Genomic DNA, 15,961 nt, shown 5'->3' with positions numbered 1-15,961 from the left:
GGGATCGTACGGACGCCGATCGAGCAACCCCCGAGTGTCGGTTATCTATCGTGCCGTTCGGGACGTTCAGAGAACGTCAACGTTTTCCTTGACGCCCGGACAACGCGCCGCCGAGTGGACTGGTCGTCACCAGTCAGCCCCACCCACTGAGGAGTGCAGATGTCCGACATCACCATCACCCGTTCCGTCCGCCGTCCGGCCGGCAGACTCGCCGCCCTCATCGCGATCCCCTTCCTCATCGGATCGTTGGCCGCGTGCGCATCGGGCTCACCCGGATCCGAGCCGGGCTCGAAGACGCCGTCCACGGTTCAGAGCTTCGAGGACTGGCAGCTCGCCTTCGCCTCCTGCATGCGCGACGAGGGCGTGGACATGCCCGACCCCGGCAAGGACGGCTCCGGCGCCGCGATCAGTCTCGGCGATGCGGACCCGGAAGCCTTCACCGCTGCTTCCAAGACGTGCACCGACAAGCTCGGAGCCCCGCCCGCACCGGCGGGCGGCGACGTGCCCGTCTCGGACCGGTTCGAAGAACAGCTCCAGATGGCCGAGTGCTTCCGCGAGAACGGCATCGACGTCCCCGACCCGGTGAAGGGTGAGGCGATGAACATTCCGAGCGACGTGCCTGAAGACGTGCTCGACGCCTGCGGCCTCGACATGAGCAACGGCAGCTCACTCGGCTCGACGGACCGATGACCGACCGCCGCCGGATCATCGCAGCCCTCTGCGTCGGCGCCGTCCTGATCTCGGGCGGCGCCGTCGCGAGCATCGCCGTGCTCTCCTCGGCCGAGGCGACCAGTCAGGAAGAGCCCTCGAACACCGTCCGAACGGGCACCGCGCCGATCACCGCCGGCGACCTCGCCGGCACGACCCAGGCGACGGGCACGCTCGACTACGCCGACCAGCGGACCATCGGCGGCGGGGCCGGCATCGTCACGGCGGTGCCGGCCCCCGGCAGCACGGTGTCGCTCGGCGGAACCCTGTACGCCGTCGACAACGTCCCGGTCTCGCTTCTGCACGGACCGTTGCCCGCCTGGCGGTCGTTCGAGTCCGGGATGAGCGACGGACCGGACGTGCGGCAACTCGAGACCAGCCTCGCCGCCCTCGGGTACTTCGACCGCGAGCCGGACGACGAGTTCGCGTCCTCGACCGCGCGCGCCATCGAACGGTGGCAGGAGGCGCTCGGGCTCGAGGAGACCGGACGCCTGGAACTCGGATCGGTGGTCTTCATGCCCGGCGACGTCCGGATCGCCTCGATCGACGCCGCGGTCGGCACCGCCGCGTCCGACAAGATCGTCACCGTATCGTCCCTGAACAAGCGCATCGACGTCCCGCTGAAGCTCGCGGATCAGCGTCTCGGTGTCGTCGGGACCAAGGTCGACGTCAACCTTCCCGGCGGGCAGACCACCACCGGCACGGTGACCGATGTCGGCGTCCCCACCGAGTCGGATGGCGACGGACAGAAGAAGGTCACGATCCCGGTCGGCATCACGCTCGACGATCCGGCGGCCGCGGCCGATCTGCAACGCGCGACCGTGACGGTCGGCTTCCCGACGGAACGACGCGAGAACGTCCTCTCCGTCCCGGTGGAGGCGCTCATCGCGATCGACGACAAGACGTTCGGCGTCGAGGTCGTCGAGGGGAAGGGGGAGCACCGTCAGGTCCCGGTCACGACCGGTCTGTTCGCCGATGGTCGGGTCGAGGTCTCGGGTGACGGGATCCGTGAGGGTCTCGACGTCGTGGTGCCGGTGTCATGACCGACACCATGACGGCCTCGTCCGCCGCAGCCGAGCGGCCGGCCGGCCCACCGATCATCCACCTCGAGGGCGTCACCCGCGAGTACGGTGAGCCGCCCACGCTCGCGCTCGCGGGTGTCGACCTGACGATCGAGGAGGGCGAGTTCGTCGCCATCGTCGGACCGAGCGGCTCCGGGAAGTCGACGATGCTCAACCTCATCGGGACGCTCGACCGACCGACCAGTGGGACCGCCCGCATCGCGGGTTCGGACGTCGGACGCCTCGCCGACGCGAAGCTGTCGGCCCTGCGCGCCTACCGCATCGGCTTCGTCTTCCAGCAGTTCCACCTCGCCGACGGCTCGACCACGGTCGACAACGTCGCCGACGGCCTCATCTACGCCGGGGTCCCCCGGGCCGAGCGCCGTCGTCGCGCGGTCGTCGCCCTGGAACGCGTCGGCCTCGGCCATCGTCTCGGCCACCGCCCGACGCAGCTCTCCGGCGGTGAGCGCCAGCGGGTCGCGATCGCACGCGCCGTGGTCGGCGACCCGCCGTTGCTCCTCGCCGACGAACCCACCGGCAACCTGGACTCCGTGTCCGGCGCGAGCATCGTCGAACTGCTGCACGAACTCCACGAGGCCGGCACGACCATCGTCGTGATCACGCACGACGCCGAACTCGCTGCGCGACTCCCCCGCCAGGTGGCGATCCGCGACGGCAGGATCGTGAGCGATTCGGGGCGGGCGGCATGAAGGAGCAGGGTATGCACCCCGACCACGACCGCCGGTCACGGCTCCTCGGCCGCGACATCCTCCGGCTCGGGACGACCGGTCTCCGGGCTCGGCCGACGCGTGCGGTCCTCTCCGCGCTGGGGATCGCGATCGGCATCGCGGCGATGATCGCCGTCGTCGGTATCTCCTCGTCCAGTCAGGCGAAACTGCAGGCGCAGCTCTCGGCCCTCGGGACGAACCTCCTCACCGTCCAGCCGGGCCAGAACCTGTTCGGCGAGGCGGCCACTCTCCCCGAGAACACCGTCGGCAAGGTCGGGCTGATCGACGGCGTCGAACAGGCCGGCTCGGCAGCGTCGTTGCAGGACGTACTCGTCTACCGCAACAGCCTGATCGACCGCGCGTCGAGCGGCGGGCTCGGGGCGGTGGCGGTCACGGAGAGCCTGCTCGACGTCGTCGGTGGGAGGCTCGCCTCCGGCGAGTGGCTGAACCGGGCGACGGGAAGCTATCCAGCCGTCGTCCTGGGGTCGAAAGCCGCCGAACGTCTCGGCATCACGACGGTCGGCACGAAGATCCAGCTCGGCGAGCAGTACTTCACCGTGGTGGGCATCCTGGATCCCCTGGAACTCGCCCCGGAACTCGACACCACCGCGATGATCGGCGAGACGGCTGCCGCCGAGCTGTTCGGGTACGACGGCAAACCGACCACGGTGTACGAGCGGTCCGCCGATGATCGCGTCGAGGCGGTCCGCGAGCTCCTCCCCCGCACCGTGAACCCCGCGGCACCCGAGGAGGTGGAGGTGTCCAGGCCGTCCGACGCCCTTGCCGCGAAGCAGGCCGCAGATCAAGCCTTCACCGGGCTCCTCCTCGGACTCGGTTCCGTCGCCCTGCTCGTCGGGGGCATCGGCGTCGCGAACACGATGGTCATCTCGGTCCTGGAGCGCCGGCGCGAGATCGGCCTCCGTCGCGCCCTCGGGGCCACGCGGGGCCACATCCGGTCCCAGTTCCTCACCGAGGCCCTCCTGCTCTCCGCCCTCGGCGGGGTCGCCGGCGCCGCGCTCGGCACCGGCGTCACGAGTGTCGTCGCCGCGGTGAACGACTGGCCGACGGCGGTGCCGCCGGAGGTGCTGCTCGCGGGCGTCGGCGCGACCCTGGCGATCGGTGCGATCGCCGGCCTCTACCCGGCGATCCGCGCGGCCAGGACGCCACCGACCTCGGCCCTCAGCGGCTGAGTCGGGCCGGAGGACGAACCGCTCCGACGCGGGCCCGTTCCAGGAGACCCTGGATCGGGCCCGCGCGGCCGGGTAGCGTGCAGCCCATGGACATCAGACTCGAGAACGTCGGGATCGCGGTCCGCGACCTCGAGGCGACGATCGCATTCTTTACGGACCTCGGCCTCACCGTGGTCGGCCGGGACACGGTGAGCGGCGAGTGGGCCGACACGGCCGTGGGCCTCGACGGCAACCACGCCAGGATCGCCATGCTCCAGACCCCGGACGGTCACGGTCGTCTCGAACTCTTCGAGTACCTCCACCCGGACGCGATCGAGACCGAGCCGACCCTGCCGAACGATATCGGCATGCACCGCGTCGCATTCGCCGTCGACGACATCGACGAGGCGCTCGCCATCGCCGCGAAACACGGCTGCCACCCGCTCCGCGGCGTGGCGGACTATCAGGGCGTCTACAAGCTCAGCTATGTGCGCGGGCCGAGCGGCATCATCGTCATGCTGGCCCAGGCGCTGCAGCCGGATCGGCCCGGCGAGTCGGCCTGAGGTCAGTCGGCGGTCGACTCGGTGAGGGCGCGGACGATGGCCGGGAGCGTGCGCATCGCGAGCTCGCGCGGTGAGCCCTCGTCGCCGTCCGGGTCCATGAGCACGGCCGTCTGGATGGCCGACTCGTAGAGGGCGACGACGATGTTCGCGATGTCGGGCGTCGGGATCGTGAACCGGACGTGCGCGAGTCCGGCCGCCTGGTCGAGCCACGCGGCGAGCTGCCGGCCCGCGCTCTCCTGGTGCTGGAGGTAGCGGGCGGCGACGTCGGCGTCGCGCATCGCCAGCATCCGGAACTCCGACTGGACGAGGCACCAGCGGCGGTCATCGGGCTGGAGCTCGAGGAAGGCACGGATCAGGGCCTCGAGCGAGCCCTCGGTGTAGCGGCCCGCTGCGTCGAGGAGCGACGGGCTGACCGCCTGCAGTCCAGCCTCCAGGCGGTCGAGTCGGAGCTGGTTCTCGCGTGACTCGAGGGCGAAGAACAGCTCCTCCTTCGAGTCGAAGTTGGAGTAGAAGGCGCCGCGGGTGAAGCCTGCGCGCTCGCTGATCTGCTCGACGGAGGCGGCGTGCACGCCGAACTCGGCGAAGACCTCGTAGGCGGCGTCGACGAGCCGCTCGCGCGTCCGCTGCCGACGCGCGGACTCGACCGGCGCTTCGTCGCCCGGGGATTCGACCGCTTCGTGCACGCGCATCCTGACACCTTACTGACAGCTCGACCGACTTCTTGCCGATACACCACTGTATCCAATACAGTCGTGTATCGGATACACCGCTGTATCGATCCTGTCCGAACCTCTCCGTCGGCTCGCCTGCAAGCAGCGCCGACCTCCCTAGGAGCGACGCGTGTCCTCACTGCTCTACACCCTCGGCCGCTGGGCGTTCGGCGCCCGCAGGCTCGTGCTGATCCTCTGGATCGCCGTGCTCGCCCTCGCGGGTGGCGGCGCGCTGCTCTTCAACCAGGGCACCGACAACGCCTTCTCCATCCCCGGCACGGAGTCGCAGGAGGCGCTCGACTCGCTCGACCACACCTTCCCGCAGGTGGCCGGCGCCTCGGCGCAGATCATCGTCGTCGCACCGGAGGGCGACACCGTCGAGGACGCCGGGGTCCGATCGGCGATCGACGACGCCGTCACCGCCCTGGGCGACATCGGGCAGGTGGAGCAGGCGGTCTCCCCGTTCGACGAGAACGTGACGGGGGCGGTCTCGGAGGATCAGCGGGCGGCGCTCATCTCGATCCAGTTCGACGGGGCGCAGACCGACATCACCGCCGCCACCATCCGTGACGTCGAGGACGCGGAGGCGAGCCTCGCGAAAGCGCTCCCCGCCGGCGCGGAGTCCTCCCTCGGCGGGCAGCTGTTCAGCAACAGCCTCCCGACGTTGAGTGTCATCGAGCTCGTCGGCGTGGTCGTCGCGCTCGTCGTCCTCATCCTCACCTTCGGCTCCTTCCTCGCCGCGGGCATGCCGCTCATCACCGCCCTGCTCGGGGTCGGCATCTCGATGGCGCTCATCTTCGTGGCGACGGTCTTCGGGCCGATCTCCTCCACGACGCCGATGCTCGCGCTCATGCTCGGCCTGGCCGTCGGCATCGACTACGCGCTGTTCATCATCTCGAGACACCAGGACGGTCTGCGCAGCGGGCTCGACCCTGCCGAGTCGGCCGCCCGCGCGACCGCGACGGCCGGTTCCGCCGTCATCTTCGCGGGCCTCACGGTCATCATCGCCCTCCTCGGGCTCGCGGTCGCGAACATCCCGTTCCTCACGACGATGGGTGTCGCCGCGGCGGTCGGCGTCGCGATCGCGGTCGTCATCTCGCTCAGCCTCATCCCGGCCATGCTCGGCTTCGCCGGCGAGCGCCTCCGGCCGAAGGCCAGGCGGGCCAGGAAGCGCGCGGCGGCCCGGGGCGCCGCCGAGCCGGTCGACGTCCCACAGGCCTCGGTCCCTGAGCACCACACCGCGGTCCCTGAGCACCACACCGCGGCCCCTGAGCCTGTCGAAGGGCACCCCAACCGCTTCTTCCTCGGCTGGGTGCGAGGCGTCACGCGACTCCCCATCGTCACGATCGTCGCCGTCGTCGCCGTCCTGGGCGCCCTCGCCATCCCCGCCCTGTCGCTCCGACTCGCGCTCCCCGACGCCGGTTCGCTGCCGGAGGGCGACGGAGCCCGCACGACGTACGACCTCGTCTCCGAGCACTTCGGTGAGGGCTTCAACGGGCCGCTCATCGTCACCGGCGGCATCGTCGGCAGTACCGACCCGCTCGGACTCATGGCCGACCTCAAGCAGGAGATCGAGGGACTCGACGGCGTCGCCGCCGTCCCGCTCGCCACCCCGAACGCGACGGCCGACACCGGCATCATCCAGGTCATCCCGAGCGGCAGTCCCGACTCCCAGGCGACGAAGGACCTCGTCGCCGAGATCCGGGGACTGCACCAGTACTTCCAGGACGAGTACGGCGTCGACCTCCAGGTCACCGGGTTCACGGCCATCGGCATCGACATCTCCGACCGCCTCGGCGGCGCCCTCCTCCCCTTCGGCCTCATCGTCGTCGGCCTCTCGCTCGTGCTCCTGACGATGGTCTTCCGCTCCATCTGGGTCCCGATCAAGGCGACCCTCGGCTACCTGCTGTCGGTCGCCGCGTCGTTCGGCGTCGTGGCCCTCGTCTTCGAGCACGGCGTGTTCGCCGAGGCCCTCCACGTCGCGAGGACCGGTCCGGTGATCAGCTTCATGCCGATCATCCTCATGGGTGTCCTGTTCGGGCTCGCGATGGACTACGAGGTCTTCCTCGTCTCCCGGATGCGCGAGGACTTCGTCCATTCAGGACTCGCGAAGCGATCCGTCGAGACCGGCTTCCTCGGCTCGGCGAAGGTCGTCACCGCCGCGGCCGTCATCATGTTCGCGGTCTTCGCCGCCTTCGTGCCCGAGGGCGACACGAACATCAAGCCCATCGCCCTCGGGCTCGCGGTCGGCGTCTTCGTCGACGCGTTCATCGTGCGCATGACCCTCGTGCCGGCGGTGCTCGCGCTCCTCGGCGACCACGCCTGGTACCTGCCGAAGTGGCTCGACCGCATCCTGCCGTCCTTCGACGTCGAGGGCGAGGGGCTGCAGCGCGAACTCGAGCTGCGCGAGTGGCGCAACGGTGACGAGGTCGCCATCGCCGCCGCGGGAGTCACCCTGGCCGGTGCGGACGGACCGCTGTACGAGGACGTCGACACGACCGTCGCCGTCGGCGGCGTGCTCGCGGTGCAGGGCACGCGCCCGGTCTCGGTCACCGCCCTCCTGCTGACACTGGCCGGTCGCCTCGAACCCGACCACGGCCGCCTCAAGGTCGCCGGTCTGGTCCTGCCGGTCCGCGCCGGGGCGGTGCGGTCCCGCGTCGCGTACGTCCGTCTCGACCACGGCGAACCCGTCGGGACACTCGCCACGGCGCTGGCCGAACGCCCCGCCGTCATCGTCCTCGACGGGGTCGACACCGTGCCGGACGACGACACGAGACGCGGACTGTACGAGCGCCTCCTGACGGCGACCAGGGCCGCGGAGCGCACGCGCCGGCCGCTCACGATCGTCGTCGGCACCGCTGACGCGTCCTCGCTCGCCGACGTCCTGCCGACCACGACGGCCGAGGTGCTCGACCTCGACCGCACCGCCTCCACCACCACGTCCACTCCCACCGCCATCGCTGAATCGAAGGTCGACGCATGAGCACCATCCTGAACCGCCTCGAACGGGCCCGCTCCGGCAAGGGCATCACGGTCGTCTCGATCATCGGCCTCATCCTCGTGCCGCTCGTCATCGCGGGTGGACTCGTCTGGGCCCTGTGGAACCCGACGGAACGACTCGGTCAGGTGACCGCCGCCATCGTGAACGACGACAAGCCGGTCACCGTCGACGGCCAGACCGTGCCGCTCGGACGCCAGCTCTCCGCGGGCCTCGTCGACGGCGACCAGAAGACCAACTACACCTGGGTCATCACCGACGCGTCCGACGCGAAGGCCGGCCTCGCCGACGGTTCGTACACGGCGGTCGTGACGATCCCGGAGAACTTCTCGAAGGCCGCGACCTCGTTCTCCGGCGACGCCGCCGACGCCGAGCGCGCCCGCCTCGACGTCACGACGAGCGACCGCAGCAAGCTCGTCGACGACGCCATCTCCCAGACGATCACGCAGACCGCGGCTTCGCTCCTCGGTCGGCAGCTCACCACCACCTACCTCGAGAACGTCTACGTCGGGTTCAACACCCTCCACGACCAGCTCGGTGAGGCCGCCGACGGTGCGAAGCAACTCTCGACGGGCGGACTCTCGCTCGCGCAGGGTGCGCAGCAACTCGCGAACGGCACCACGCAGCTGGCCACGGGCGCGACGCAGTTGTCGTCGGGTGCGACGCAGCTGAGCGACGGGGTGGATGCGCTGGCCGACGGCGCCACGCAGCTCTCGTCCGGTGCGTCGCAACTGAGCGGCGGCGCGAGCCAGCTCGCCAGCGGAGCGGCGACGCTGTACGCCGGGACGCAGGGTGACGGGAGCGCGGACAACCCGGGGCTGGTCGGTGGGGCCAATGGGCTCGCCGAGGCGGCGACCGGAACCTCCCGCGTCGCCGACGCGACGAAGGCTGCGGCGACGTCCGTGGCGGCTCGCTGCCTGGACCCGGTGAAGGCGGCAGCGCTGACGGCGATCGACCCGACGCTGTGCAAGGACATCCTCACGACCGTCGGCACCGCCACCGCCCTCACCGACGGCGACGTCTCGACCGGGTATCCCGGCACCACATCGCTGGCGACGACGACCAAGCAGTTCTCCTCCGGCATGCCCGCACTCGTCGACGGCATCGCCAAGATCAACACCGCGGCGGCGCAGATCGCGGCCGGAGCGGCAGGCCTCGCCGATGGTGCGTCCAAAGCCGCCTCCGGGACGACGCAACTGCAGACGGGGGCGTCCGCACTCGCCGACGGCGCGGCGCAGTCGGCGACCGGTACGACCCAGCTCGCCGACGCGTCGAACCAGCTCGCTTCGGGCGCCGGCACCCTGTCCGGCGGAATCACCTCGCTCGCGTCCGGTCTGCAGAGCGCGGTCGACAGCCTGCCGACCTACACGAGCTCCGACCGACAGACGCTCGCGGACGTCGTCGCCGACCCGGTCTCGGCCGGCGATTCGGCGACGGTGTCCTTTGGCACGAACAGCGCTCCCTTCTACGCCGTCCTCGCCCTCTGGCTGGGTGCGCTCGCGAGCTTCCTCGTGCTGCGGCCGGTGCCCGTGCGGGCGTTCGGATCCACCCGCTCATCGCTGCGGCTCGCGCTCGGGGCCTTCGTCCCGGCCGGAGCGATCGGGATGCTGCAGGGCCTACTCGTCGCCGTCATCACCGCACCGCTGCTGGACCTCGACGCGGGCGGCTGGCTCGGCTTCGCCGGGGTCGCCGTCCTCGCAGGGCTCGTCTTCGCCGCCGCCAACCAGGCACTGAACGCCCTGTTCGGTGGTGCAGGTCGGTTCATCTCGATGATCGTCGCGCTCGTCGGTCTGGCGACCGGGATCATCGCGACCGCTCCGCAGGTGCTGGACCAGATCCTCGCGTTCCTGCCGATCGCACCGGCTCTCGGCGGTCTGCAGGCGATCGCGATCGGTGACGCGGGAGCAGCGGCCGGCGTCGTCGGCCTCGTCCTCTGGCTCCTCGGATCGCTCGCCGCCACGACGTTCGCGATCGCCCGGGCGAGGACCACGTCGGTGAAGGCCCTCGTCCCGGCCGTCACCTGATGCCGGGCGAGCACCCCGCCGGTAGGCTGGGGTGATGAGCAGCAGCGAAGACCGGGAACTGGCCGAATGGGGCGAGCAGCGCAAGCGTCGTCAGCGGCTCATCGCCTGGGTCCTCGTCGTCGCGCTCGTCCTCGGTGGAGGCGGCGCGACCGTCCTCGGCTTCATCTTCAACTAGCCGACCGCCCTTCCTTTCCGGTCGCCAGCGCGGTGCGCTGACGCGAGCGCGCCCCACACGCGCGAGCGCGGGTCTCCGGAGGGTCGCGCTCATGCGCGAGACCCGCGCCTAGGCCGGAACCGTGCATCTCGGTTCAGCGCACCGCGCTGGCGCCGGAACCCGACGTCTCGGGCCAGCGCACCGCGCTGACCGTCGTCAGGGCCTGGCGTCGTGCAGGTCTCGCTGTTTGACGATGCGCTCCGGGTTCGCCGGACGCATGCCGACGATGATCTTGCCCCGCGCGTGCAACCGCTCGAGATCCTCGAACGCGTCGATGATCAGGTCGAACGGGTAGAACGCCGAGACGACGACCTTCAACGCGTGGTCGGCGGCGTAGTCCGCGAGGCGTTGCAGCTGCTTCGTGGCGTGCGCCGAGAACTCCTCGTCCGGCTCGAGTGCGGCGAGCTCGATGGCCTTCCGATCCTCGCTCGACCGGTACTTCTCCGGCGGGACACCGAGTTCGAACGCGAGCTCTTGACCGTCCTGACCGAAGTTGTCGATGAACGCCGTCACGCCCTCTGGCGCGAGCGTGCGGATCCGATCAGCCATGCCCTCGCCGTAGACGACCGGTTTGACGCCCTGTTCACGGAGGAAGTCGTGATTGCGCTCACCGCAGGTGCCGATGACCCGCACGCCCGCGAACTTCGCCAGTTGCGCCTCGATGTTCCCGACGCCGCCGGCCGCCGCCGAGATGACGAGGGTGTCGCCCTGCTTGAGGTGCAGCCCGTCGAGCGTGTCCAGCGCCGTCAGTCCAGCGAGGTAGAGCCCGCCGGCCTCCTCCCAGCTCACGCGCTTCGGCTTGCGGACGAGGGACGACGCCGGGACGACGACCTGAGTGGCGTGCGCGCCGCGGACGGCGTGCCCGATCACCTCGTCGCCGCGTTTCCAGCCCTCGACCCCGGTTCCGACCTCGCGGACCAACCCGGCGAAGTCGCTCCCCTGTCCCGTCGGCAGCTCGATCGGCACCGTCTCGGCGAGGTGCCCCTCGCGGACGAACGCCTCGATGTGGTTGATGCCGCTTGCGAGGACGTCGACCACGACCTCGCCCCATCTGGGATGCGGCATCTCGGACTCGATGAACTCGAGTACGTCGGGCCCGCCGTAGCGGGCGTAGCGGAGTGACCTCGTCGTCTGCTTCGAACCGAACATGGTTCATCTTCCACCTGCAGTTCGCTAGAGCGTCAAACTATCAGCGGGCTTCCAGATTCACCGAGGGCCGCCCGTGACGACGCCCGCTCGCCCAGGAATGGGCGAACGGGCGTCGGTTCGCCCATGTTCGGGCGAATGAGCGGGTTCAGCCCTTCACCGCTCCCGCGGTCAGGCCCTGCACGATGTACCGGCTCGCGAACGCGAACAGCACCATCGTCGGGATGATCGTCAGCACGGCGGCCGCCGACATGGAGCCCCAGTCGATGTTGTAGCTCGTGATGAAGCCGTTGAGCGCCGTCGGGATCGTCTTGTTCGCATCGCTGTTGATGAGCGTCACCGAGAGGAACAGCTCGTTCCAACAGTTCACGAAGTTGAAGATGAACGCCGCGACGATCCCGGGCTTCAGCACCGGGACGAGCACCCGGAAGAGCGCGCCGAACCGCGAGCAGCCGTCGATCATGGCCGCCTCCTCGAGGGCGTCGGGGATGTTCTCGAAGAACCCTCGGAGCATGACGGTGCAGAACGGGATGCACACCGCGATGTAGATGAGGATGAGCCCGAACCGGTTGTCGACGAGCTTGAGCTGCGTCATCAGCAGGTAGAGCGGGCCGAGTGCGATGAACGACGGGATCATCTGCGTGGCGAGGAACGCCAGCAGGATCGCTCCCTTGCTCCGGAACTCGAACCGCGCCAACACGTAGGCCGACAACATCGAGATGAAGGTCGCCACGAGGGCTGCGATCGTCGCCACGATGAGGCTGTTGACGACGTAGGTGCCGAACTGCGCCTTGCTGAACAGACCGAGATAGTTCTCGATCGAGAACACCTCCGGCCAGTACGTCAGCGGGTAGGAGAAGATCGCGCCCGGCTTCTTGAACGAGGTGACGACGATCCAGTACAGCGGGAACACCGTGATGACGAGCCAGAGCCCGAGGAAGAGGAATTTGACGACCTTCGCCGTCCGGGTCTCCTGGTCGATCATGCCTTCACCTTCTTCTCACGCATGGACAGCAGGTAGAACGCGGTGAACACCAGCAGGATCGCGACGACGATGAGTCCGATCGCGGAGGCCCGGCCGTAGTCGCCGCGCTGGGTGGTCGCGATCATCCAGGTGGTGAGGATGTGGGTCTGATTCGCCGGACCACCGCCCGTCATGCCGTAGATGATGTCGGGGAAGTTGAAGATCCAGATGACCCGGAGCAGCACCGTGAGGGCGAGCGTCGTACGGATGTACGGGATCGTGATCTGGAAGAGCATGCGCGCCTTGCCCGCGCCGTCGAGCGCTGCGGCCTCGAAGAGGTCCTCCGGCACCGACTGCAGCGCGGCGAGGATCATGATCGCGAAGAACGTGACGCCGTACCAGACGTTCGCGACGATGACGGCGAACATCGCGGTGTTCGGGTCGGCCAACCACGGGATCGGGGTGTCGATCAACCCGACCTTCTGGAGCAGGTCGTTGATCACGCCGAACTCGCTGTTGAACATCCAGCGGAACAGGATGCCGATGAGGAAGCCCGAGATGGCCCACGGGAAGAAGATCATCGCCTGGTAGAGACCGCGGAAACGGAACCTCCGTCGCAGCCACAGGGCGATGCCGAAGCCGATGACGAACTGCGGGACGATCGAGGCCACCACCCAGAGCACGGTGTTCGCGACGACCCTGCCGAAGGCCGGGTCGGCGAAGACGGCCAGGAAGTTGGCGAAGCCCACCCACGAGGTGTCGGTGAGGTTGGCGAGGTTCCAGTTACGGAACGCCATCTGCGAGCCGGCGATCATCGGGTAGTAGATGAAGATCGCCACGAAGATGAACGCGGGGGCGAGGAAGGCGAGGAGGCCGAAGCCGCGGCGCACCGTGAAGGTGCGCCGCCGACGCCCACCGGCGGTCCGCGAGGGACCGGCCGGGGGTGTCGGGGTCGCACGCTGCTGCGTGCGACCCGCTTCGTCAGTGGTGGTCGTCATGGACGGTTACTCGCTCTTCCACTTCTCGGTCCAGTACTCGTCCCAGCCCGCGAGGAGCTTCTCCGGCGTCAGCTGGCCGATGAGGACCTGCTGGATCTCCGAGTCGGACTTCTGGATCCACTCGGTCCACCAGGAGGAGCCGCGCGGCTGCGTGACGCTCAGGTAGGTGTCCGGGTTCTCGTTCATCGTGACGTAGCTGGCCCACGGGCCGGTCTTGTAGAAGTCGCTGTCCGCCGCGCTCTTGACGATCGGGACGAGGCTGTTCTCCTGGGCGAAGGTGGTGGCCTGCTTGTCCTCGGAGAGGAACTCGATGAGCTTCGCGGCCTCGGCCTTGTGCTCGCTCGACGCCGCCGTGCCCCAGCCCGCGGTCGCCATGGGCTGCGCGGCCTTGCCGGTCGGACCGGTCAACAGCGGAGCGGTGCTCCACTGATCGGCCGTGATCGCCTCGGACTGCTCGACGGTCGCGATGACCTCGGGGTCCTGCAGGAGGAACGCGGTCGAGCCGTTCGAGAAGCCTTCGACCATCTCGGGGTAGCCCCACGCGACGGACGACGGCGGCGAGGCCTCCTTGAAGAGGTCGAAGTAGGTGTTGACGGCGTCGAGCGCCTCCGGTGCGGAGAAGATCGTGTCGCCGTTGGTCAGCTTGAACGCGTTCTCGGTGTCGAGGTCGTCGGCGACGTAGGCCTCGATGGCCGCGACGACGTTGCTGTTCGCATTGGTGCCGCCACGGAAGGCGTAGCCGAACTGGTTCTTCGAGGGGTCCTGGATCGCCGAGGCCTGCTCGAGGAGGTCGTCCCAGCTCGTCGGGGGCCCGTCGAAGCCGGCCTCCTTGATGAGGTCGGTGCGGTAGAACAGGCTCAGACCATAGAAACCGTAGGGCACGTAGTAGACCTTGCCGTCCTCGCCCTTCGCGTACTTCGTCGCGTTGTCGGTGAGGTCGTCCCAGCCCTTCCAGTCCTCGAGCTCGCCGCTCATGTCGTCGAGCCAGCCGTTGGTGGAGAACGGGCCGACGGTGATGTCGCGGACCTCGAGCACGTCGACGCCGGAGCCGGACTGCAGCATCTGGGTGATCTTCTGGTCGGCCTGGTCGGTCGGCGGCGAGATGAGCTCGACCTTGATCTTCGGGTTGTCGGCCTCGAAGTCCGCGATGAGCGACTTCAGGACCTCGGTCCGGGCGGGGTTGGTCAGGCTCTCGACCATCTGCAGGGTGACGGTGCCGTCGCTCGCGCCGCCGGCACAGGCCGACAGGGCGAGGCCGGTGACGACGGACAGGCCGATGGCGGCCGTTGCGCGTGACTTCCTCATGCTCGCTTCTCCTTTGAGTGGTGCTGGTGGGGGTGCTGCGGGGGGGGATGCTGTGGTGCCGGTGCGGTGGTGCAGGTGTGGTGATGTCGGGTCGGGCGGGTCCGCGCTCAGCTCGCGGCAGCGCGCTCCTCCTCGGCCCATCGCGCGAGCACCGGGACGGCGTGCTCGGCGAAGTGTTCGAAGTCCTCGGGGGTGTTGTAGACGTGGGTGGAGAGTCGGACGTAGCCGATCCCGTCGAGGCTCGTGAACGCGCCCTCGACACCGAGCTCGGCGGAGACGCGGTCGCGGAGCCCGTCCGCGGTCGCGTGGGTCGTCGCGAGGCCGGTCGGGAGCTTGACGAGCCGGAGGGCGTTGACGGGCATGCCCACGTCGACGTGGCTGTCCTCGCCGGTGATGGCGGTCACGGCGTCGGCGACCACCTCGACCGCGTAGTCGGCGAGCTCGGTCATGTAGTCCCTGGCGGCCGACCAGCCCCAGACGTCCTCGATGAACCCGAGCGAGGTCGCCGCGGCGAGGTAGCTCGTGACGTCGACCGTGCCCTGGGTGTCGAAGCGCTGCGGGAACGGGTACGGGGAGCCCCAGGAGTCGATGAGCGGGTAGAGCTCCTGCGCGAGCGGGCTGCGGGCGACGAGGACGGCGGCACCGCGCGGGGCGCACCCGAACTTGTGCAGGTTGCCGACCCAGAAGTCGCAGTCGAGGTCGCGCATGGGATCGGCGTAGAGGCCGGGCACGTGGGCGGCGTCGACGAGCGTGGGGATGCCGGCGGCGCGGGCGGTGGCGGCGATCTGCTGGACCGGCAGGAGTCGGGCGGTCGGCGAGGTGATCTGGTCCATCACGATGAGGGCCGTGCGGTTGCTGAACTCGGCGACGACGGCGTCGTGGGCGGTCTGCGCGTCGGCGTCGAGCGGGATACGGGCGGTCCGGACGGTGCCGCCCCAGCGTCGCGCGAGGCGCTCCGCTCCCATCGTGACGGCGCCGTAGCCGTGGTCGGTGACGATGATCTCGAGGCCGCGCTGCACGGGGAGGCTGGAGAAGACGACGCTCGCCCCGGCGCTCGCGTTCGGAACCATGGCGAGCTGGTCGACCGACGCCCCGAGGAAGTCGGCGACCCCGACACGGGCGGCGCCGACCTTGGCGGGGAGGGCCGGGAACCAGGTGAGGGGTGCGGCCTCCATCTCGCGGCGGAGGGCCTGCTGGTGCTCCTGCGCGACGATCGGGACCGCCCCGAAGGATCCGTGGTTGATGTGGCGCTTGGTCGGATCCAGCGTCCACCCGGCCGTTGCCGGTCGGCCGTCGCCGAGCGTGAGCGGCGCTGGCCGTGCGATGGTGCGAGTGTCCACAGTGACGTTCCTCCGAGTCGATTATGCAGTGGA

General features: G+C 69.5%; 14 protein-coding genes. 8 read left to right on the top strand and 6 right to left on the bottom strand.

The genetic code is table 11. From position 1 onward, the window contains the following. Window positions 1–159: 159 nt before the first annotated feature. From BWO91_RS04005 to BWO91_RS03985, 5 genes are all read left to right on the top strand, one after another. A complete protein-coding gene (locus tag BWO91_RS04005) occupies window positions 160–690 on the top strand; it encodes a hypothetical protein (protein WP_079001384.1) in 531 nt (176 codons plus the stop codon). Further along, on the top strand, window positions 687–1,751 hold the full coding sequence (locus BWO91_RS04000) for a peptidoglycan-binding protein (RefSeq protein ID WP_079001382.1): 1,065 nt from the start codon (window positions 687–689) through the stop codon (window positions 1,749–1,751). The genes BWO91_RS04005 and BWO91_RS04000 overlap by 4 nt, the downstream gene beginning before the upstream one ends. Continuing rightward, on the top strand, window positions 1,748–2,479 hold the full coding sequence (locus BWO91_RS03995; protein WP_240555671.1) for an ABC transporter ATP-binding protein: 732 nt from the start codon (window positions 1,748–1,750) through the stop codon (window positions 2,477–2,479). The genes BWO91_RS04000 and BWO91_RS03995 overlap by 4 nt, the downstream gene beginning before the upstream one ends. A gap of 11 nt (window positions 2,480–2,490) precedes the next feature. Continuing rightward, entirely contained in the window at window positions 2,491–3,687 is a 1,197-nt protein-coding gene (locus BWO91_RS03990; protein WP_153303378.1) for an ABC transporter permease, read from the top strand. A gap of 86 nt (window positions 3,688–3,773) precedes the next feature. Next, entirely contained in the window at window positions 3,774–4,229 is a 456-nt protein-coding gene (locus BWO91_RS03985) for a VOC family protein (RefSeq protein WP_079001378.1), read from the top strand. A gap of 2 nt (window positions 4,230–4,231) precedes the next feature. On the opposite strand, the gene BWO91_RS03980 is transcribed toward BWO91_RS03985, so the two are convergent. Next, window positions 4,232–4,918 (bottom strand): TetR/AcrR family transcriptional regulator, encoded by a 687-nt coding sequence (locus tag BWO91_RS03980; protein ID WP_079001376.1) that lies wholly within the window; start codon window positions 4,916–4,918, stop codon window positions 4,232–4,234. 151 nt (window positions 4,919–5,069) lie between these two features. On the opposite strand from BWO91_RS03980, the gene BWO91_RS03975 reads away from it, so the two are divergent. Genes BWO91_RS03975 through BWO91_RS19905 form a run of 3 tightly spaced genes read left to right on the top strand, consistent with a single transcriptional unit; the run spans window position 5,070 to window position 10,136 of the window. After that, window positions 5,070–7,922 (top strand): MMPL family transporter, encoded by a 2,853-nt coding sequence (locus BWO91_RS03975; RefSeq protein ID WP_079001374.1) that lies wholly within the window; start codon window positions 5,070–5,072, stop codon window positions 7,920–7,922. Then, the gene (locus BWO91_RS03970) at window positions 7,919–9,961 is read left to right on the top strand and encodes a YhgE/Pip domain-containing protein (protein WP_079001372.1); all 2,043 of its coding nucleotides are present in this window, start codon (window positions 7,919–7,921) and stop codon (window positions 9,959–9,961) included. The genes BWO91_RS03975 and BWO91_RS03970 overlap by 4 nt, the downstream gene beginning before the upstream one ends. 34 nt (window positions 9,962–9,995) lie before the next feature. After that, a complete protein-coding gene (locus BWO91_RS19905) occupies window positions 9,996–10,136 on the top strand; it encodes a hypothetical protein (protein ID WP_162852291.1) in 141 nt (46 codons plus the stop codon). A gap of 195 nt (window positions 10,137–10,331) precedes the next feature. On the opposite strand, the gene BWO91_RS03965 is transcribed toward BWO91_RS19905, so the two are convergent. From BWO91_RS03965 to BWO91_RS03945, 5 genes are all read right to left on the bottom strand, one after another. Further along, window positions 10,332–11,324: an NADP-dependent oxidoreductase gene (locus BWO91_RS03965; protein ID WP_079001370.1), complete on the bottom strand. Its 993-nt coding sequence runs from the start codon at window positions 11,322–11,324 to the stop codon at window positions 10,332–10,334. A gap of 145 nt (window positions 11,325–11,469) precedes the next feature. After that, window positions 11,470–12,306, bottom strand: a complete 837-nt coding sequence (locus BWO91_RS03960; RefSeq protein ID WP_064294153.1) for a carbohydrate ABC transporter permease — start codon at window positions 12,304–12,306, stop codon at window positions 11,470–11,472. After that, window positions 12,303–13,283 (bottom strand): carbohydrate ABC transporter permease, encoded by a 981-nt coding sequence (locus tag BWO91_RS03955; RefSeq protein WP_064294152.1) that lies wholly within the window; start codon window positions 13,281–13,283, stop codon window positions 12,303–12,305. The genes BWO91_RS03960 and BWO91_RS03955 overlap by 4 nt, the downstream gene beginning before the upstream one ends. 6 nt (window positions 13,284–13,289) lie before the next feature. Next, window positions 13,290–14,588, bottom strand: a complete 1,299-nt coding sequence (locus BWO91_RS03950; RefSeq protein ID WP_079001368.1) for an ABC transporter substrate-binding protein — start codon at window positions 14,586–14,588, stop codon at window positions 13,290–13,292. Between the two features lie 107 nt (window positions 14,589–14,695). Next, the gene (locus BWO91_RS03945; RefSeq protein WP_079001366.1) at window positions 14,696–15,928 is read right to left on the bottom strand and encodes an aminotransferase class V-fold PLP-dependent enzyme; all 1,233 of its coding nucleotides are present in this window, start codon (window positions 15,926–15,928) and stop codon (window positions 14,696–14,698) included. Window positions 15,929–15,961: the final 33 nt, after the last annotated feature.

The organism is Plantibacter flavus (assembly GCF_002024505.1).
In the GTDB taxonomy this organism is placed as follows: domain Bacteria; phylum Actinomycetota; class Actinomycetes; order Actinomycetales; family Microbacteriaceae; genus Plantibacter; species Plantibacter flavus_A.
Note: the sequence above shows the minus strand (reverse complement) of the source record. Positions and strands in the feature narration are given on the sequence as shown.